Origin of the sequence: Paraburkholderia nodosa DSM 21604, assembly GCF_000519185.1 — a bacterium.
GTDB classification, from domain to species: domain Bacteria; phylum Pseudomonadota; class Gammaproteobacteria; order Burkholderiales; family Burkholderiaceae; genus Paraburkholderia; species Paraburkholderia nodosa.
Window position 1 is genome coordinate 164,225 of sequence record NZ_JAFA01000013.1, and the last position, 20,161, is coordinate 184,385.

Below are 20,161 nucleotides of genomic sequence, written 5' to 3' on the forward strand. Positions count from 1 at the left end.
CCGCCGGCGCACCGCCTGACGGCGCTGCGCGGCGCCGTCGCCGCTTCCCGCGCCGCGGCATACGCCCTGCAAAACCGGCGCGCAAGCGCTATCCTATAAACCCCCGCATGGCGCGTGCCACCAAGGCGCGCGCCTGCGGCGCATCGGGCTGCGCGCTGGCCGCGCCGCGTGCCGCCCGGCAGCTTCCATGGCGCGTCATTCCAAGGAGATCACCGTGCCTCGCAAGACCCCCATCGAGCGCTATCGCAACATCGGGATCAGCGCTCACATCGACGCCGGCAAAACCACGACGACCGAGCGCATCCTTTTCTATACCGGCGTGAATCACAAGCTCGGCGAGGTTCACGACGGCGCGGCGACCATGGACTGGATGGAGCAGGAACAGGAACGCGGCATCACGATCACCTCGGCCGCAACCACTGCGTTCTGGAAGGGCATGGCCGGCAATTACCCCGAACACCGCATCAACATCATCGACACCCCGGGGCACGTGGACTTCACGATCGAAGTCGAGCGCTCCATGCGCGTGCTCGACGGCGCGTGCATGGTGTACGACTCCGTGGGCGGCGTGCAGCCGCAGTCGGAAACCGTGTGGCGCCAGGCGAACAAGTACAAGGTGCCGCGCATCGCGTTCGTCAACAAGATGGACCGCGTGGGCGCGGACTTCTTCCGCGTGCAGCGGCAGATCGGCGAGCGTCTGAAGGGCGTGGCCGTGCCTATCCAGATTCCGGTGGGCGCGGAAGATCACTTCCAGGGCGTGGTCGATCTCGTGAAGATGAAGGCGATCGTCTGGGACGACGAGAGCCAGGGCGTGAAGTTCGAGTACGAGGAGATTCCCGCGAATCTCGTCGAACTCGCGCACGAGTGGCGCGGGAAGATGATCGAAGCCGCCGCCGAGGCCGACGAAACGCTGCTCGAGAAGTACCTTCACGATCACGAAAGCCTGACCGAAGACGAAATCAAGGGCGGCCTGCGCAAGCGCACGATCGCCAACGAGATCGTGCCGATGCTCTGCGGCAGCGCGTTCAAGAACAAGGGCGTGCAGGCCATGCTCGACGCCGTGATCGACTATCTGCCCTCGCCGGTGGACGTGCCCGCGATTCTCGGCCACGACCTCCACGACAAGGAAATCGAGCGCCACCCGAGCGACGACGAGCCGTTCTCCGCGCTCGCCTTCAAGATCATGACCGACCCGTTCGTCGGCCAGTTGATCTTCTTCCGCGTCTATTCGGGCGTGGTGAATTCGGGCGACACGGTGCTCAACGCGACCAAGGACAAGAAGGAGCGCCTGGGCCGCATCCTGCAGATGCACGCGAACGAGCGCAAGGAAATCAAGGAAGTGCGCGCGGGCGACATCGCGGCCGCGGTGGGCCTGAAGGAAGCGACGACGGGCGACACGCTCTGCGATCCGGCGCATGCCATCGTGCTCGAAAGGATGATCTTCCCAGAGCCGGTGATCTCGCAGGCCGTCGAGCCGAAGACCAAGGCCGACCAGGAGAAGATGGGCATCGCGCTTAATCGCCTCGCGCAGGAAGACCCGTCGTTCCGCGTGCAGACCGATGAAGAGTCCGGCCAGACCATCATCTCGGGCATGGGCGAGCTGCACCTCGAAATTCTCGTCGACCGCATGAAGCGCGAGTTCGGCGTGGAGGCGACCGTCGGCAAGCCGCAGGTCGCGTATCGCGAGACCGTGAAGAACAAGGTCGAGGACATCGAAGGCAAGTTCGTCAAGCAGTCGGGCGGGCGCGGCCAGTATGGCCACGCGGTGATCTCGCTCGAACCGCAGCCGCCGGGCAAGGGCTACGAGTTCGTCGACGCCATCAAGGGCGGCGTGATTCCGCGCGAGTTCATCCCGGCGGTCGACAAGGGTATTCAGGAAACGCTCAAGGCAGGCGTGCTCGCGGGCTACCCGGTGGTCGACACGAAGGTCACGCTCACGTTCGGCTCGTACCACGACGTGGACTCGAACGAAAACGCCTTCCGCATGGCCGGTTCGATGGCCTTCAAGGAAGCGATGCGCAAGGCCAAGCCAATCCTGCTCGAGCCGATGATGGCCGTGGAAGTGGAGACGCCCGAGGACTTCATGGGCAACGTGATGGGCGATCTGTCGAGCCGTCGCGGCATCGTACAGGGCATGGAGGACATCGCGGGCGGCGGCGGCAAGATCGTGCGCGCCGAAGTGCCGCTCTCGGAGATGTTCGGCTACTCCACGTCGCTGCGCTCGCTCACGCAAGGCCGCGCCACCTACACGATGGAGTTCAAGCACTACGCGGAAACCCCGCAGAACGTGGCCGAAGCGGTCATCAACGCGAAGAAGGCGTAAGTCAGGCGACGTGCAGGCGTTGCCGTGCACACGAAAGCCCGTCCCCTTGCGGACGGGCTTTTTTGCATGCGCGCGGCGCAATTTTGACCATGCCACAATGGGGCGATAACGCTGCGACGCCCACAGTCAAGGAGACACGACGATGAGTCACGAACACGACCATGAGCATCCTCATGAACACCCCCGCGACGACGCCCCCATCGACTGGCGCGAAAACGGCGTCAAGGTGATACGCGGCGATCAGCTCGACACGAACACGGCGCAAACGCCCGGCATGAACCGTGCGGCCGCGATCAACGCGGCGCGCGTCGGCGCGCAGAAAATCTGGGCGGGCACGGTGACGATCCATCCGAACGCAAAGACCGGCGCGCATCATCACGGCGCGCTGGAAAGCGTGATCTACGTCGTGCGCGGTCACGCGCGCATGCGCTGGGGCGAGCATCTGGAGTTCACGGCCGAGGCGGGCCCGGGCGACTTCATCTTCGTGCCGCCCTTTGTGCCGCACCAGGAGATCAACGCGAGCACCGACGATCCGCTCGAATGCGTGCTCGTGCGCAGCGACAACGAGGCCGTCGTGGTGAACCTGAACATCGACGCCGTCGAAGCCCCGGAAACCGTGTACTGGGTCGATCCCATCCACCGTCATCCGCACGACCATTGAGCGCCCGGCAGCCCATACCGCCTTCCACGACGCAATGACGCAATGACGACGCCAGCCGCCTCGCTCCGCGCCCGCCTGATTCCGCTCTATGCCGCGCTCATCGCCGCCAATCTCGGCGCGTGGGCGTGGGCGCTGATCGCGTTTCGCCACTATCCGCTGCTCCTCGGCACGGCGGCGCTCGCCTACGGCTTCGGCCTGCGCCACGCGGTGGACGCCGACCATATCGCCGCCATCGACGCCGTCACGCGCAAGCTCATGCAGCAGGGCCAGCGCCCGCTCGGCGTGGGTCTGGCGTTCTCGCTCGGCCATTCGACAGTCGTGATCGCCGCCACGCTCGGCATCGCACTCACGGCGCTCTCGCTGCATGGCCGCTTCGAGCAGTTCCACGAGATCGGCTCGACCGTCGGCACGCTCGTTTCGTCGACGTTCCTGCTCGTGCTCGCCGGCGTGAACCTCGTGATCCTGCGCGACGTGTGGATGCGTTACCGCCGCGCGCAGCAAGGCGACGACGCAGCACTCGCCGCCGACGCGCCCGCGCCCGCCGGCCTCTTCTCGCGCGCGCTGCGGCCGCTCTTTGCGCTCGTCACGAAAAGCTGGCACCTGTACCCCGTGGGCGTGCTGTTCGGCCTCGGCTTCGACACCGCCACTGAAATCGGCCTGCTCGCCATTGCCGCCGCCGAAGCGGGCAAGGGCCTGCCGATCTATTCGATTCTCGTGTTCCCCGCGCTCTTCACGGCAGGCATGACGCTCGTCGATTCCACCGACAACGTATTGATGGTCCACGCCTACGGCTGGGCGATGGACGATCCCAGGCGCAAGCTCTACTACAACGCGAGCATCACGTTCGTCTCGGCGCTCGTGGCGATCTTGATCGGCGGCGTGGAAGCGCTCGGGCTCCTCGCCGACAAGCTCGGCGCGAGCGGCGGCGTGTGGACCCTCATCGCCGGCCTGAACGAGCGCTTCGGCGAGCTGGGCTACGGCATCGTCGCGGCATTCATCGCCTGCTGGATCGGCTCGGTGCTGTTCCATCGCTGGCGCCGGCCCGCCGCGGCCCGCTAAAGCACTCTCACGGCTGCACGGCGCGCCACGCGCGCGCAACCCCGCGAAACCCTACCCTTCGCCTCGTTTGCCGAAAGCGCGTAAACTAGGCCCAGCTATTGCGCTCCCGTTGTATTCGATAGCCCCGTCAATCGTTTCACTTTGCTGCACCCATTCGTCGTCTGCCGTACCGCATGCCGCCGTCGCGCAAGCCCCCGGGCCTCGCGCGTCCCCTGAACGGAAAACGCACGGAAACCCGCACCGATGAAACGACCGCAGTCCCGCCGTCCGCATGACGTGTCCCACCCGTCCCGCCTCGAAGCGCTGCGCCCTCAGGCCGGCGATCACGGCAACCACGCCCTCGACGAATTCGCTGCCGGCCGCCTCACGCGCCGCGAGCTGCTGCGCTATGCCAGCGCGGTGGGCCTCACGGCACTGCCTGGGTTTGCGGGACTCGCCGTGCCGCGCGGCGCGCACGCCCAGGGCGCGGGGAAGCCCGGCGACCAGACGATCCGCGTGGCGCACCTGATGCCCGCGGGCGCCGTCGATCCGCTCACCGTGACCGATGCTGGCGCGCTGTGTCTTCTGAACCAGACCGGCGAATTCCTCGCCAACGACGACGCGCAAGGCCATCTGCAACCCGCCCTCGCGCTCTCGTGGCAAGCCAACGCCAAAGCGGACGTCTGGACGTTCAAGCTGCGCCCCAACGTGAAATTCCACGACGGCCAGCCGTTCGGCGCGAAGGACGTGGTGGCGACCTTCGATCGCCTCGCCGACCCCGCAACCGGCTCGGCGGCGCTCTCGGTGCTCAAGGGCGTGCTTTCGAAAGGCGGCACGAAGGCCGTCGACGATCACACGGTCGAGTTCCACCTCGACGCGCCCAACGGCAACTTCGCCTACTACGTTTCTTCGGACAACTACAACGCCGTGATGCTGCCCGCCAACTATGCGGGCAATTACGAAAAGAGCTTTATCGGCACCGGGCCGTTCAAGCTCGACAAATTCGAACCGCGCCGAGGCGTGAGCTTCGTGCGCAATCCCGACTACTGGGGCGACAAGGCGCTGCCCGCGCGCGTGGAGTTCGCCTTCTACGCCGACGAGCAGGCGCAGTTGCTCTCATTGCAAGGCCACCAGGCCGACGTGATGGGCACCTTCACCGTGCAGGGCGGCATCGGCATCCTGAACAATCCCGACTTCAAGGTGATCGGCGTGCGCTCTAGTGCGCACCGCCAGATCCACATGCGCAACGACTCGCCCACGTTCAAGGACAAGCGCGTCCGCCAGGCGCTCGCGCTTGCGCTCGATCGCGACGTGCTCGTGCGCGGGCTGTTCAAGGGCCGCGCCGTGGTGGGCAACGACAGTCCGTTCGCGCCCATCTTCCCTTCCACGGCGACCGACGTGCCGCAGCGCAAGATCGATGTCGCGAAGGCACGCCAGTTGCTCGCGCAGGCGGGCGTCGCCAACGGCTTCGACGTGACGCTCACCACCGAGAAGTACATGGAGATACCGGACCTCGCCGTGGTCGTGCAGAACGCGGCGAAGGCGGTCGGCATTCGCATCGCGCTTAAGGTGGAAAGCCAGTCGCAGTACTACGGCGCGGGCACGTTCGGCAAATCGGACTGGCTCGACTCGCCGCTCGGCATGACCGACTATGGGCACCGCGGCGTGCCGAACGTGTTTCTCAACGCGCCGCTCACCTCGGGCGGCACGTGGAATGCTGCGCACTTTCGCAACGCGCAGTACGACAAGCTGGTCGCGCAGTTCGCGGCGACGCTCGACGTGGCGGCCCAGAAGCAGGTGGCGAGGCAGATCCAGACGCTGCTGCTCGACGAGACGCCCGTGATCATCCCGTACTTCTACGACCAGTTGATCGCACAGCGCGCCGTGCTTTCGGGCGTGCGCTTCACGGCGCTCGCCCAGCTCTATTTCGACCGCGCGACGCTCGCCGCCTGAACCGGCCCTAGCGCACCCGAAACGGAGGTCCGATGGCTACTCCGCTCCCGCCCATGCCGAATCCGGCCGGCACCGCGCGCGCGTTCGCCCCGCGCGCGGGCGTCGCACGCTTTCTCGGCCGGCGCGCCGCCTGGGCGATTTTCACGCTCTGGCTGCTTTCGGTGCTCGTGTTCGCGGGTGGCCAGCTGCTGCCGGGCGACATCGGCCGCGCCGTGCTGGGCCCGCTCGCCGACGCGCGCGCCGTTGCCGCGCTCAATCACGCGCTCGGCGCCGACCGGCCGGTGCTCGACCAGTACGTTTCGTGGATCACCCATGCGCTGCGCGGCGACTTCGGCATGTCGTGGAGCTACAAGCAGCCCGTCGCGCCGTTCGTGGGCGACGCGCTCCTGCAGTCGGCCAGGCTCGGCCTGCTTGCGTTCGTGGTGGTGGTGCCGCTCGGCATTGCGGGCGGCGTATGGGCGGCGCTCCACGAAGGCCGCCTGATCGACCGCGCGATCAGCACGGGCGGCCTGTGCGCGAGCGCCGTGCCGGAGTTCGTCTCGTCGATCGTGCTGATCCTCATCTTCGGCGTGTGGCTGCGCTGGCTGCCCATCGAGGCCACCGCGCCCAGCGGCGCGGGCGCGCTCGAACAATTGCGGCATCTCGTGCTGCCCGTGCTGCCGCTCGTGCTCGTGTTCTTCGGCTATCTCGCGCGCATCGCGCGCGCGGGCACCATCACGGCGCTCGACGCCGATTACACGCGCACCGCGATTCTCAAGGGGCTGCCGAGCCACGTCGTGATCGTGCGGCACGTGCTGCGCAATGCGCTGCTGCCCAGCGTGACGGTGGCGGCCACGCAGCTCGGGTATCTGATCGGCGGGCTCGTCGTGGTCGAATCGCTGTTCCGCTATCCGGGCGTAGGCTCTCTCATCTTCAACGCCGCGAAGGCCAAGGACTTCCCGTTGCTCGAAGCGGGTGTGCTCGCGGTGGGCGCGGTCTATACACTTGCCAATCTCGCCGCCGACGCCCTGCACGCGTTGCTCGACCCGCGCCTGCGCGCGCCGGGAGGCGCATGAACCATATGGCATCCGAAGCTATTTCCCCGGGCGACGAACCGCCTGATGCGCGGCCGCCAGGCGAACCTGGCGAAGAAGCGCTCGCCGACACGCGTCTACGCGACACGCTGCATCTGCTGCTGCGCTCGCCCTCGTTCGTCGCGGGTGCGCTGATCCTCTTGTGGTGGATCGTCTGTGCGCTCGCGGGCGTGTGGTTCGCACCGCACGACGCCTACGCGTCCGATCCGCTCAGCTCGCTCCTGCCACCGGACCATACGCACTGGTGCGGCACCGATCAGCTCGGACGCGACATCTGCTCGCGCGTGATCGTGGGCGCGCGCGACATCCTCACGATCGCACCGCTCGCCACGCTCGTCGGCACGCTCGCGGGCGCGGCGCTCGGGCTCGTCACGGGTTATTTCGAAGGCGTATTAGGCACGCTCGTCGCGCGCACGCTCGACGCCGTGCTCGCGCTGCCGCTCGTGATCGTGGCGCTGCTCGTGCTCGCGGCCGTGGGCGCCTCGAATCTCGCCGTGGTGCTCGTGATCGGCATTACGTTTGCGCCGCTGATCGCGCGCACGGTGCGCGCGGCGGTGCTCGCCGAACGCCATCTCGACTACGTGGCGGCGGCTCGCTTGCGCGGCGCGAATGCGCTCGCCGTGATGTTCACCGAAATCTTGCCGAACGTCTGGCCGCCCATCGTCGTCGAGGCGACAGTGCGTCTCGGCTATGCGATCTTCGCGGTGGCGACGCTCTCGTTCCTCGGCTTCGGCATCCAGCCGCCGTCCGCCGACTGGGGGCTCGCGCTCGCCGATTCGTACACGCTGCTCGCGGGCGGCGCATGGTGGACCGTGGCATTCGACGCGCTCGCCATCGCCTCGCTCGTGGTGGCCGTGAACCTGATCGCCGACAGCCTGCGCGAGGTGCTCCAATCGTGAACCGCCCCGCTTCTTCACGCCCCGCTCTCGCCACCTTCAGCGCGCCGCGCGACGACGACGCGCTCGCGCTCGTCGGCCTCACTGTCGCTTACCGCGTGCGCGGGCGCGACCGCGACGTGCTCACCGACGTCTCGCTACGCATCCGGCGTGGCGAAGCGTATGGTCTCGTAGGCGAATCGGGCTGCGGCAAGTCGACGGTCGCGCTCGCCGCACTGCGCTATCTCCCGCGCAACGGCCGCGCGAAGGCCGGGCGCATCGCGATTGCGGGCGACGACGTGCTCGCGCTCGACGCCGATGCCCTGCGCACGCTGCGCGCCAACGCCGTTTCGATGGTCTATCAGGACCCCGCCAGCGCGCTCAACCCCACGCTCACGATTGCCCGCCAGCTGAACGAAGCGTTCGAAGCTGCGGGCGCCGACGCGAGCGTGGCCCGCTCGCGCTCGCACGCGATGCTCGAACGCGTGCGCATTGCCGATCCGGGCCGCGTGCTGGCGAGCTATCCGCATCAGCTCTCGGGCGGCATGCAGCAGCGCGTCGTGATCGCGATGGCGCTCGCGTCGAACCCCGCGCTCCTGATCCTCGACGAACCGACCACGGGCCTCGACGCCACCGTCGAGGCCGAGGTGCTCGACCTCATCGCGAAGCTGCGTGCGGAGCTGGGCATGGCGGTGCTGCTCATCAGCCACGACCTCGCGGTGATCGGGCGCATGTGCGAGCGCGTGGGCGTGCTCTACGCGGGACGGCTCGTGGAGGAAGGCGCCACGCGCGACGTGTTCGAGCGGGCACGGCATCCGTACACGGTCGGCCTGCTGCGCTGCCTGCCGGCGCAGGGGCGCAACAAGCATGCGGGCGCGCTCGACACGATACCGGGCGAGTTGCCGGCGCCTGGCGTCAGTGCGCCCGGCTGCATCTACGCACCGCGCTGTCGCCTGGCCGACGCACGTTGCCGCGTGGAAGCGCCACCGCCGCATCGCATGACGTCGCCGCACGGCGAGCAGATGTCGCGCTGCCACTATCACGAACGCGCGATGGAATTGCCGTTCGGGAATCTGATCGGAGGCGGCGACGGTTCGCAGACCTCGAGCGATGGCCCTTCGAATGGCGAAGCCGAACCGCGCGTCGTATTGCGCGCGCTCGACGTCTCGCGCACCTTCGGACACGGCGCGCAAGCCGTGCGCGCACTCGACGGCGTATCGATCGAGCTGCATGCGGGCGAGACGCTCGGCCTTGTGGGCGAATCGGGCAGCGGCAAGACGACACTCGCGCGCATGCTGCTCGGCCTGCACGCGCCCGACGCGGGCGGCGCCGTCGAGCTCGACGGCAAGCGCCTGCACGCCCACGTCGCGCGGCGCCGAGCCGGCGAGCGCGCGGCGCTGCGCGTCGTGTTCCAGCATCCGGACGCCTCGCTCAATCGCGCGCTGCCCGTGAAACGCCTGATCGAGCGCGCGCTTTCCCGGGCGCGCGACGACGCGTCGACGACTCACCAAGCCTCAGACGAATCGCGTATCGCGGGTCTGCTCGAAGCCGTGCGCGTGCCGGCGCGTTATCTCGTGGCGCGCGCGCGGCAACTTTCGGGCGGCCTCAAGCAGCGCGTGGCGATCGCCCAGGCGTTCGCGGGCGAGCCGCGCATCGTGATCTGCGACGAACCCACCTCGGCGCTCGACGTCTCCGTGCAGGCAGCGATTCTCAACCTGCTCGCACGCCTGCAGCGCGAACGCGGCGTGAGCTACCTGTTCATTTCGCACGACCTCGACGTCGTGCGCTATCTCGCCGATCGCATCGTCGTGCTCTACGCGGGCCGCGTCGTGGAAAGCGGACCGGCCGGCGCGGTGTTCGACGGCCCCTGGCATCCGTATACGGAAACGCTGCTGGCCGCGCGTGCGCTCGGCGCGGCAACGGCCAACGGTGCGACGGCCGCGGGGCGCGGCTGCATTTTCAGCGCGCACTGCCCGCGCAAGCTCGGCGCCATTTGCGAGGAAGCGCCCCCACCGCTTACCGACGCGGGCGGCGGCCATCGCATTCTCTGCCACATTCCCGTAGACGAATTGCGCGCACAACAGAACGCCACCACGGCCACACAAGCGGCGACCTGACGGTGCGATAGCGCTCATATCGCATCCGGCTTCGTTGCGCTGTCCGCTTTCGCAACGCGAATCGCGCCATTGAGCGCGCGCGTTTCATCGCCGTAACGTTTTCTGCGTTTTTCCGCCGCGCGGGCGAAACATCAATTGTTAAGTCCACCCCGCACGCCTTTCCCCGGCCGATGGCACAAAACTGGCTACATCGGCACCAGGCATCCGGCCGCTGCAAATCCAGTGCAATCCGCCCCGACACGCGCGGGGCGTCGCACCGGGCACACGGATGACCGGCCGCTCGACGCGCTTGTAATCTGCCGTCCCACGCCATGGGTTGCGGCAATCCACAAGTAGTCCTGCGCAAACCGGTCATCCAGCGCGCGGCCTGACCGGGTGCCTTGTGTTTGGCGAGTACCGCTCCAGCCGGATCGAACCCAATACGCCGGCGCGAAGCGGGGTTGCGAGCCTGATGGAGTCGGCGCACGCGCACAAGGCGTGCAGCCTGCACGGGGGCTTGGGAGACGACAGCGCATCACGCTGCCGCCTTGCGGGGAGAACAAGATGAAAAAGACTAACATTCATCAGTACTGCGATTGGATAAGACGGGGAGCAGGCATGTGCGCAGTGGGCGCGGGCATTTGGTTTCCCGCGATCTCTGCGCACGCCGCAGGCGACATCATCAATCCGGTGATCCTGCTCGCCGATGCACCTTTGCCGGCGAGCGGAGCCGAAGGCTTCGGGGCTTTCGGCGCGCCGGTTGCTGCGGATTCGCCTGCCGCCGGCACCGCGTCGAAAACTGATTCGGAGTCCGATTCGGCTACGCTGGCGAGCGACGTTTCTACGGTGTTCGCACCGAACGATTGCATTAGCCGTACGGGTAGCGCGTGTTTCCGGGGCAACGGCGGCGGCCATGGCGGCTCGGGTTCATCGAGCGGCAGCAGCGGCGGCGGTGCCGGCGCCGCGACGGCCAGCACGGGAGGGCTTGGCCGCAGCGGCAGTTCTGGCGTAGGAGGGACGGGATCGAGCGGTTCGGGAGGCGGTTCCAGCAACTCCGGCGGCGGAAAAGGCGGCAGTGGGAAAGGCAGCGGTGGTAGCAACAGCGGTGGTAGCAACAGCGGTGGTGGTAACAACGGCGGTGGTAACAGCGGTGGTGGTAACAACGGCGGTGGTAACAGCGGCGGTGGCAACAACGGCGGTGGCAACAGCGGCGGTGGCAACAACGGCGGCGGCAGTTCAGGCGGCAGTTCAGGCGGCTGTGGCTGCGGCAGTCACGGCGGATCGGCAAGCGGCCCTTCGGGCGGCCCCGCAGGCGGATTCGGCGGCGGTTTTGGCGGGGGTTTTGGCGGATTCGGCGGTGGATTCGGCAAAGGTGGACCGTCGGGCGGCCCGGGCGGCGGGTACGGCGGCGGACACGGTGGCGGCCATGGCAGCGGTCATTGAACCTGTACGGCGGTGCAGGCAGACCGCTGCAGCCACTCCGATCTGGCGCGACGGCCAGGCGCGCCAGTCCTGGCGTCGGCGGCGGCGTCCCGGTCCCCCGGCCGGGCACCGCCGCCGTGGGCCGGTCGCAGGATACGCGATGCGCGTGGCGCTCCCAGGCGGCCACATCGGCTGTCTGCTCGCCATACGCCGACGCAGACCATGACCGCATGCGTCAGGCGCGTACCCCACTCGCGCCCTACAGCATCTCCAGCGGACGCTTGGCGCGCGGCGGCCTGAAATACGCGTCGAGCGCCGCGTGCTCTTCAGCGCCGAGCACGAGATCGAGCGCCGCGCGGTTGTCGCGCACGTGCTCCACGCGAGCGGCCTTCGGAATCGCGCAGACCCCGCTTTGACCCAGCACCCACGCCATCGCCACGCGATAGACCGAGACCCCGTGTGCGTGAGCGATGTCGTCGAGCGGCGAGCGCCTCGGCAAGCGCGCGTGATCGACGGGGCTATACGCCATCACCGGCATGCGATGCGCGGCGCTCCACGGCAGCAGGTCGAATTCCGCGCCGCGCCGCGCGATGTTGTAGAGAATCTGGTTGATCGCGCACGTGTCGCCGCCGGGCGTGGCGAACAGCTCCTCCATGTCGTCGGCATCGAAGTTGCTCACGCCCCAGTGACGGATCTTGCCCGCGCGCACGAGCGCTTCGAACCCCTCGACCGTCTCTTCGAGCGGCACCCCGCCGCGCCAATGCAGCAGATAGAGATCGAGCCGGTCGGTGCCGAGGCGTTTCAGGCTCGCCTCGCACGCGCGCGCGACGCCGCTGCGGCTCGCGTTGTGCGGATACACCTTGCTCACGAGAAACACCTCGTCGCGCAAGCCCTGCAAGGCCTCGCCGACGAGGCGCTCGGTCGCGCCGTCGCCGTACATCTCGGCGGTGTCGATGAGCGTCATGCCGAGCGCCACGCCTTCGCGCAGCGCGGCGATTTCCGCCGCGCGATGCGCGCTGCGCTCGCCCATTTCCCATGTGCCCTGCCCGAGCTTCGGAATGCGTTCGCCGTCCGCCAATGCGACGCTTGCGATATCGGTCGTCATGATCTCCCTTTGCGCGCTGCAACGGCGCTGACTGGCAACGAACGGCCAGTGTATCGCCTCGCGCGCAATGCGGTCATACGCACTCTCGCAAGCCGTTCATTTCCGCGATTGGACACCGATGACATAAAATTGCCGTTCGCCTTTCATGCCTGCCTCCCATGAACGCACCCACGGAAGACCGCTGGCGCGACCTGCGCCCGGACCCGGACAACGACACGCCGCTCTATTTGCAGCTCGCGCGCAAGCTGAGCCTTGCCATTCACGACAATCGCTGGAACGCGGGCGAAGCCCTGCCTTCGGAGCGCGTCCTCGCGGAGTCGCTCGGCGTTTCGCGCATCACGGCGCGCAAGGCGATCGCGCTGCTCGTCGAGCAGGGCCTGATTCGCCGCACGCAAGGCGCGGGTAGCTTCATCACGCCGCGCATCGAAGACCCGCTCTCGCGCCTCACGAGCTTCAGCGAGATGCTGCGCCAGCGCGGCTTCACGCCAAGCTCGCGCTGGCTCTCGCGCGAAATCCAGCCCGCGAGCCGCGACGAAGTGATCCAGCTCGGGCTCTCGCCGGCGGCGGCCGTCACGCGCCTGAAGCGCCTGCGTCTGGCCGACGGCATCGTCATGGCCGTCGAGAACTCCACGTTCCCCGCCGCGCTGATTCCCGACCCCAGCGCGATCGGCGACTCGCTCTATAGCTTTCTCGAACAGCGCGGGCTTTCGATCGTGCGCGCACTGCAACACTTTCGTGCGGTGAACGCGAGCGACGAGATCGCGCGGCAAATGAGCATCGCGCCCAACGAGGCGCTGCTGCTCATCACGCGTGTGGGCTATACCGCCGATCAGCGCGCCATCGAACTCACCGACACCTACTGTCGCAATGATTATTACGATTTCGTCGCGGAACTGCGCAAGTAGCGCGCGAAAACGCGGCGGGGCCTAGTCGTTCCATGCCGGCGCATCGCTGCCGATCGGCATCGGCGGCCGCGCATGAAACGCAGGCGTGAGTTCGAGCCGCTCGGCGGGCGCGACGGCGCGCAGGCGTCCGAACGGCGAAGCCATTTCCTCCAGGCAATCGGCGAGATCGGCGGCGCCCACCTCGGGCGCCTGCTGGCCGTCTTCGAGCGTGCCCATCGTCTGCAGCCAGCGGCCAGTTTGCGCGAGCGAAAGGCGCACGTGCCAGCTGCCGCCTTCGCGCATGCGCCGCGCGAGCGCCACCATCGCGCCGAACGCGGCGAGATAGCCCGTCGCGTGATCGAGCGCCTGGCACGGCAGCGGGCGGACCGTGGTGAACGGCTGCGCGCCTGCTGCGCCGTTGCCATGTCTTGCTGCGGCGACGCTCTCGGCCCACACGATGCCGCTCGCCGACTGCACGAGGCTGTCGAAGCCGCGCCGCTCGCGCCACGGCCCACGGTGCCCATACGCGCTGATCGACACGCACACGATACCGGGCCGCACCTGCGCGAGCGCTTCGGGCGCGAACCCGTGTGCGGCAAGCGCGCCTGGCCGGTAGCCTTGCACGAACACATCGGCATCGCGCGCGAGTGCACGCAACTGGTCGCACGCGGCTGCGTCACGCAGGTCGAGCGTGGCCGAGCGCTTGCTGCGGCCGTTGTCGATCACGAGCGGCGCGATGTTCGGCAGATGCGGGCCGTTGATGAGCAGCACGTCCGCGCCATGCTGTCCGAGCGTGCGCCCCGCCACCGGCCCCGCGATGATGCGCGTGAGGTCGAGCACGCGCACGCCTTCCAATGGACGCGCCCCGGCGCCCGCTCGCGGCGCCTCGGCGGGCGCGTCGCCAATGCGCTCGATCTCGAAGAGCGGCAGGCTCGCCACCGCCTTCGCCTGCTCATGCGCGGCCCATTCGCGCGGCGCGCGCACGAGCGCGGCGCACAAGCCCGCGTGCGCGAACGCGTCGTCGAGCGCCGCGCCTTCCCAGCCAAGGATCGCGCGCGCCACGGCGTCGCGGTCGTCCGCGCATTGGAGCACGCGCAGGATGCCCGCGAGGTGATGCGGGAAGTTCGCGTGGAGCTGGACCCAGCGGCCGTCGCCGGTCGGGAAGTGACCCGTTACCGGATGACGCAGCTCCGTGGGCGGCTTGCCGTCCACGCTCAAATAGCGCTCGCTGCGAAACGCGGCGAGCGCGCGGCGCACGTCGATCGCCACGCGCTGCATCCGGCCCGTGCGCAGCGCGTGCAGTTGCGCGGCGGCGAGCCCCGCCGCGCCAATGCTCGCCGCCGCGAGCGTGCCCACGCGAAAGATCGAGGGCAGGCCCGGATCGACGCCTGCCATGTCGAGCCAGTCGAGCGCGGACGGCTCGCAGCCCGCCAGCATCCAGAGGTGGTCGAGCGCGTCGCGTGGCGTCATGGCGTGCAGTCCTTTTGCGAGGGAAGCGAAAAAAAACGAGCCGAAGTGATGTCACGCATCGTCGCGCCGCTCGAATCCTGGATCAATCTTGATTATCATGATCAACATAGATTGATTTCTCCGGTTCCAGGAGGCGAGCCACCATGTCCAGCTATATGACCGCGGATCAAGCCGCCGCCGAACTCGGCATCAGCCGCGCCACGCTCTACGCCTATGTAAGCCGCGGACTCATCGCCTCGGCGCCCTCGCCCCATGGCCGCCACAACCGCTACGACGCCGCCGAAGTGCGCCGCCTCGCGCGCCGCAAGGCCGACGGCAAGCGCGCGGGCAAGGTCGCGCAGAAAGTGCTCGACTGGGGCGTGCCCGTGCTCGAATCGTCGATCACGCTGATCGCCGACGGCAAGCTCTTTTATCGCGGCGAGGACGCCATCGCGCTTGCGCGTCAGGCTACGCTCGAAGAGGTCGCCGCGCTGCTCTGGCAATGCGCGCCGCGCCGCGTGCTGCAGGCGCCCGAGGCGCCCATCGCGGCCGCGCAGTGGTCGGCATGGCTGAAGATCTGGAGCGGGCACACGCCGCTCGAACGTGCGCTCGTGCTGTTGCCCGCCGCCGCCGCGCAAATGCCGCGCATCTGGGCGCAGGGCCGCGACGCGCAAATCGACACCGGTGCGATGCTCATGCGCCTGCTCGCGGCGGCGCTCGTTTCCACCGCGCCGTCGAACGAGCCGCTGCACCGTCAGCCAGGCGAGGCGTGGGGCGTGCGCTCGCGCGCGCAAACCGACCTGCTGCGCGCCGCGCTCGTGCTGTGCGCGGACCACGAACTGAACGCCTCGACGTTCACGGTGCGCTGCATCACCTCCACCGGCACACATCTGTTCGGCGCGGCGACAGGCGGCCTCGCCGCGCTGGCCGGGCCGCGCCACGGCGGCGAGACCACGCGCGTGGCTGCGCTCTTCGAGGAAGCCGCGCGCGCCGACGACCTGCATCGCTATCTGGCCGACCGTCTCGCGCCCGACGAACTCGGCGCGGCCGTGCCGCTCTCCGGCTTCGGCCACCCGCTCTATCCCGATGGCGACCCGCGCGCGCGCCTGTTGCTGGACCTGCTCGCACAACGCGCGCCGGCGCGCTCGCCGATGGACGAAGTCGACGCGCTCGCCCACGCCGTGGCCGAGACGAGCGGCGCGCGGCCGACGCTCGACTACGCGCTCGCGGCCATCGAGCGCGTGCTGGGGCTGCCGCGCGGCGCGGCGTTCACGCTGTTCGCCGCGGGCCGCGTGACGGGCTGGATCGCGCATGCGCTCGAACAAACCGCCGACGGCCGGCTGATCCGTCCGCGCGCACGCTACGTGGGGGAAATGGCAGGCGATACGCCGCATACCGCCCGGCACATCGCGTAGCACGAGCAACGAGGTCAACCCAGCTCAACCCGCCGCCCGGACACCCCACTGCCCGCGCTGCACCCAGCCGCGCAACGCCTCGCCGATGCGCGCCGCGACACCACTCGCACCCGCCGCGCGTACGCGTTCCACGTCGACTGGCGCCACCGTCCACGCTGGCGCAGCGGCGCTTGCGCCGCCCAGCGCCAGCACGAAACGCGCACCTTCGCGGCCCGCGCTCACGTGCACGCGCACGCCCGCTGTGAGCCCGATCGACTCGCCGGCGCGCAGCCAGTAGTCGCCGGCGTCGCCCGCGATCGTGAGCCACAGTTCGCCTTCGCTCACATGCAATTGCATTGCCTGCGCGAGCCGCCAGGTTTCAACGGGCTCGCCGTGTTCCAGTTCGAAGATTCGGATTTCGCGCATTGCCGTGCTCCTTGCAGACTGGCCGCCGATCACCCTCGGACGGCCACCGGAAGGTTGGCTGATAAGGACTTGAAGCGCCTTCCCGGTAGGAGCATTATTGCGATCAGTGACGCACGATCCCATGTACAGTTCCGAACAGTTCATCTGGAACTGTGCAGGCAAAAAACCGAACAGTCACTGCCGCTTCAAACCGCAGCCTCAAGCGGCATACCCAGCGAGACCCAGATGAAACTCGAACTCGACCGCGCGAGCGATGTGCCGCTCACCGACCAGATCGTCACCGGCGTGCAGACGTGGATCCGCTCGCGCGCTGCGCACCCGGGCTCCCGACTGCCGTCCATCCGCCAGTTCGCCGCCGACTACGCCATCAGCCGCTTTCCCGTGATCGAAGCCTATGACCGGCTCGTCTCGCTCGGCTATCTCGACTCGCGCCACGGCTCGGGCTTCTACGTGAGCGAGCACGCGCGCGCGGGACTCTCCGGCATGGGCACCTGCGACCTTTCGAACGCCGCCGACGAATCGGGCCACCTGCTCAGCCAGCTCGAACGCGCGGGCGAGCTGCTGCAGCTCGACAGCGGTTCGATCCCGCAGGCGTGGCGCGACATCGACGCGCTCGGCCAGGCGATCCGCCATGTGTCGCGCAGCGACCCCGCGAGCCTCGTCGACTACGGCACGCCAACGGGCGACGCCACGCTGCGCGAGCATCTGCGCAACCGGCTCGCGCCGCTCGGCATCGTCGCCGAGACCCAGCAGATCCTCGTTACCGAAGGCGCGAGCGAAGGCCTCGACCTGCTCATGCGCTACATGCTCAAGCCCGGCGACACGGTATTCGTCGAGGACCCCGGCTACTACAACCTGTACGGTTTGCTCAAACTGCACGGCGTGCGCCTCGTGGGCATCCGCCGCACGGCGAGCGGGCCCGATCTCGACCATTTGCACGCGATGCTCGCCGAGCACCATCCGCGCGCGTTCTTCGTCAACACCGTGTTCCACAACCCGACCGGCTCGACGATCTCGCCGCCGGTCGCGTTCCGCTTGCTGCAGCTCGCGCGCGAGCACCGCTTCACGATCGTCGAGGACGACATCTACGCCGACTTCCAGGCCGATCCCACCGACCGCCTCGCGGCGCTCGACCAGTTCGAGCACGTCGTGTACGTGGGCGGCCTCTCGAAGACGCTCTCCTCGGCGCTGCGCGTGGGCTACGTGGTGGCCAACCCGGCGATCGTGCGCGATCTCGCGGCCATCAAGGCGCTCACCACCATCAGCGGCTCGCGCTTCACGCAGGCCGTGGCCGCCACGCTGCTCGAGCGCGGCGCGTACCGCAAATACCTCGAACGGCTGCGCCGACGCATCGCCGAGGCGCAAGGGTCGGCCACGCGCACACTCGAAGCGCATGGGTGGGAGCTGTTCGGCGGCGCTGCGTCGGCGTCGTCGACCACGGCGGCGCGCGGCTATGCACAAACGGGCGGCAAGTTCGTCTGGGCGCGCGTACCGCACGTGGAGGATTCCACCCGCCTCGCAGTCTGCGGCGAGCCGCTCGGCGTGGCGGTCTCGCCGGGCAGCCACTTCCGCCCGCAAGGCGAGCCGAGCCCGTGGATCCGCATCAACGTGGCGCTCACGCTCGACCCGCGCGCCCAGGCCTTCTTCGCGGCGGCGGCGCGCCTCGGCGGATAACCGCGCAGGCGCCGCACGCCCCGGCGCTCACGCCGCCTACGCCACATTTGCGGCAGCGGGCCCGGCTGTCTGCGTTGGCACGCCGTTTTCCCTACAATGGCGCTTGCCTGCGCGCCCCTCTCCTCGCCCATGTCCGAATCCACTGCTGCGTCCAGCACCACTCCGTCGCCCCGCTCGCTGTCCGTGATGCTGTGGCTCGTCGCCACTGGCTTCTTCATGCAGACCCTCGATTCGACCATCGTCAACACGGCGTTGCCGGCGATGGCGAAGAGTCTTGGCGAACTCCCGTTGCGCATGCAATCAGTCGTGATCGCGTATTCGCTCACGATGGCGGTGATGATCCCCGTATCCGGCTGGCTCGCGGACAAGCTCGGCACGCGGCGCGTGTTCCTCGGCGCGATCTTCGTGTTCACGGTCGGCTCGCTCCTGTGCGCGAGCTCGCATACGCTGAACCAGTTGGTGGTCTCGCGCATCGCGCAGGGTGTGGGCGGCGCGATGCTGCTGCCGGTCGGCCGGCTTGCCGTGCTGCGCACGTTTCCCGCCGAACGCTATCTGCCCGCGCTCTCGTTCGTGGCGATTCCGGGGCTGATCGGCCCGCTCATCGGCCCGACGCTCGGCGGCTGGCTCGTGCAGATCGCCTCGTGGCACTGGATCTTTCTCATCAACGTGCCGGTGGGCGTGGTGGGCTGCGTCGCCACCTTCATCTTCATGCCCGACAGCCGCAACCCCGACACGCCGCGCTTCGACCTGCCGGGCTACCTGCTGCTCGTCATCGGCATGCTCGCGATTTCGTTCGCGCTCGACGGGCGCAGCGAGTTCGGCATCCAGCACGCCACGGTGCTCGTGCTCTTCATCCTTTCGCTCGCCGCGTTCGTGGCCTACGGTCTGCACGCGGTGCGCACACCGCAGCCGATCTTTTCGCTCGACCTCTTCAAGATCCACACCTTCAGCGTGGGCCTGCTCGGCAATCTGTTTGCGCGCATCGGCAGCGGCGCGATGCCGTATCTGATTCCGCTGCTGCTTCAGGTGGCACTCGGCTACACGGCCTTCGAGGCCGGCCTCATGATGCTGCCCACGGCCGCCGCGGGCATGTTCTCCAAGCGCCTCGTGACGTATCTCATCATGCGCTACGGCTACCGCAGCGTGCTGGTCTCGAACACGGTGCTCGTCGGCCTCATGATGGCGAGCTTCGCGCTTTCCACGCCCAATGAGCCGCTGTGGATGCGCATCGCACAACTGGCGATCTTCGGCGCCGTGAACTCGATGCAGTTCACGGCGATGAACACCCTCACGCTCAAGGATCTCGGCACGGGCGGCGCGAGCAGCGGCAACAGCCTCTTCTCGCTCGTGCAAATGCTCTCGATGAGCCTTGGCGTGACCGTCGCGGGCGCGCTGCTCACCACCTTCACGGGCATCATGGGCCACAAGACGGGCGAGAACGTGATTCCGGCGTTCCACGCGACCTTCATCTGCGTGGGCATCATCACGGCGGGTTCGTCGTGGATCTTCGCGCAGCTCGCGTCGGACCTGCGCCGCACCGCGAAGAAGACCGATCCGTCCGAGCGGACCTGACAGCGGACCTGTCAAGCCGGAGCCGCAGGCGCTGCGGCGGTCGTTGCGGTTGCATCCTCGCCGCCGGCGCGCGCACCGCAAAGGTGCGGCGCGCCTCGTGGCCGTGCGCCGCTCAGGTTCGCGCCGGGTTTGGGCACCAACCCGCACATCATCCCGAGATAGCGCGCGCGCCATCGCACGGGCCAATGGCCACGGGACCTGGGACTCGCACACTTT

At 68.4% G+C, this 20,161-nt stretch carries 15 protein-coding genes; 12 read left to right on the plus strand and 3 right to left on the minus strand.

The features are described from left to right. Positions 1 to 214: 214 nt before the first annotated feature. The 8 genes from fusA to A3CW_RS52445 all read left to right on the plus strand — a co-directional run bounded on the left by fusA (position 215) and on the right by A3CW_RS52445 (position 11,462). Entirely contained in the window at positions 215 to 2,323 is a 2,109-nt protein-coding gene (fusA, locus tag A3CW_RS0120780) for an elongation factor G (RefSeq protein ID WP_028205283.1), read from the plus strand. Positions 2,324 to 2,465: 142 nt separating this feature from the next. Beyond that, positions 2,466 to 2,984, plus strand: a complete 519-nt coding sequence (locus A3CW_RS0120785; protein ID WP_028205284.1) for a cupin domain-containing protein — start codon at positions 2,466 to 2,468, stop codon at positions 2,982 to 2,984. 42 nt (positions 2,985 to 3,026) lie between these two features. Next, a complete protein-coding gene (locus tag A3CW_RS0120790) occupies positions 3,027 to 4,043 on the plus strand; it encodes a HoxN/HupN/NixA family nickel/cobalt transporter (RefSeq protein WP_028205285.1) in 1,017 nt (338 codons plus the stop codon). Between the two features lie 243 nt (positions 4,044 to 4,286). Beyond that, entirely contained in the window at positions 4,287 to 5,975 is a 1,689-nt protein-coding gene (locus A3CW_RS0120795) for an ABC transporter substrate-binding protein (protein ID WP_035513395.1), read from the plus strand. 53 nt (positions 5,976 to 6,028) lie between these two features. Then, positions 6,029 to 7,030 carry an ABC transporter permease gene (locus A3CW_RS0120800; protein ID WP_407669759.1) on the plus strand — a complete coding sequence of 334 codons (1,002 nt, stop codon included), beginning with the start codon at positions 6,029 to 6,031 and terminating at the stop codon, positions 7,028 to 7,030. Further along, positions 7,027 to 7,947 carry an ABC transporter permease gene (locus tag A3CW_RS0120805; protein ID WP_028205288.1) on the plus strand — a complete coding sequence of 307 codons (921 nt, stop codon included), beginning with the start codon at positions 7,027 to 7,029 and terminating at the stop codon, positions 7,945 to 7,947. Before A3CW_RS0120800 ends, A3CW_RS0120805 begins: the two co-directional genes overlap by 4 nt. After that, positions 7,944 to 10,040 carry a dipeptide ABC transporter ATP-binding protein gene (locus A3CW_RS47025; protein ID WP_035513398.1) on the plus strand — a complete coding sequence of 699 codons (2,097 nt, stop codon included), beginning with the start codon at positions 7,944 to 7,946 and terminating at the stop codon, positions 10,038 to 10,040. Before A3CW_RS0120805 ends, A3CW_RS47025 begins: the two co-directional genes overlap by 4 nt. A gap of 543 nt (positions 10,041 to 10,583) precedes the next feature. Then, positions 10,584 to 11,462, plus strand: coding sequence for a hypothetical protein (locus tag A3CW_RS52445; RefSeq protein ID WP_035513400.1), 879 nt, complete (start codon positions 10,584 to 10,586; stop codon positions 11,460 to 11,462). A gap of 238 nt (positions 11,463 to 11,700) precedes the next feature. Here the strand turns inward: A3CW_RS52445 and A3CW_RS0120820 are convergent, their stop codons facing one another. Continuing rightward, positions 11,701 to 12,546, minus strand: a complete 846-nt coding sequence (locus A3CW_RS0120820) for an aldo/keto reductase (RefSeq protein WP_028205290.1) — start codon at positions 12,544 to 12,546, stop codon at positions 11,701 to 11,703. Positions 12,547 to 12,704: 158 nt separating this feature from the next. Here A3CW_RS0120820 and A3CW_RS0120825 point away from each other — a divergent pair, with 158 nt between their 5' ends. After that, positions 12,705 to 13,451: a GntR family transcriptional regulator gene (locus A3CW_RS0120825; RefSeq protein ID WP_028205291.1), complete on the plus strand. Its 747-nt coding sequence runs from the start codon at positions 12,705 to 12,707 to the stop codon at positions 13,449 to 13,451. Between the two features lie 21 nt (positions 13,452 to 13,472). Here the strand turns inward: A3CW_RS0120825 and A3CW_RS0120830 are convergent, their stop codons facing one another. Continuing rightward, positions 13,473 to 14,900 carry a CoA transferase gene (locus A3CW_RS0120830; protein WP_028205292.1) on the minus strand — a complete coding sequence of 476 codons (1,428 nt, stop codon included), beginning with the start codon at positions 14,898 to 14,900 and terminating at the stop codon, positions 13,473 to 13,475. A gap of 143 nt (positions 14,901 to 15,043) precedes the next feature. Between A3CW_RS0120830 and A3CW_RS0120835 the strand changes: the two genes are divergently transcribed. Beyond that, positions 15,044 to 16,294, plus strand: coding sequence for a citrate synthase family protein (locus A3CW_RS0120835; RefSeq protein ID WP_028205293.1), 1,251 nt, complete (start codon positions 15,044 to 15,046; stop codon positions 16,292 to 16,294). 24 nt (positions 16,295 to 16,318) lie between these two features. Here the strand turns inward: A3CW_RS0120835 and A3CW_RS0120840 are convergent, their stop codons facing one another. Further along, entirely contained in the window at positions 16,319 to 16,699 is a 381-nt protein-coding gene (locus tag A3CW_RS0120840) for a DUF2917 domain-containing protein (protein ID WP_028205294.1), read from the minus strand. A 225-nt stretch (positions 16,700 to 16,924) separates the two neighbouring features. Here A3CW_RS0120840 and A3CW_RS0120845 point away from each other — a divergent pair, with 225 nt between their 5' ends. Next, entirely contained in the window at positions 16,925 to 18,373 is a 1,449-nt protein-coding gene (locus A3CW_RS0120845) for an aminotransferase-like domain-containing protein (protein WP_028205295.1), read from the plus strand. 96 nt (positions 18,374 to 18,469) lie between these two features. Continuing rightward, positions 18,470 to 19,945 carry a multidrug transporter subunit MdtD gene (gene mdtD / locus A3CW_RS0120850; RefSeq protein ID WP_154677996.1) on the plus strand — a complete coding sequence of 492 codons (1,476 nt, stop codon included), beginning with the start codon at positions 18,470 to 18,472 and terminating at the stop codon, positions 19,943 to 19,945. Positions 19,946 to 20,161 lie beyond the last annotated feature (216 nt).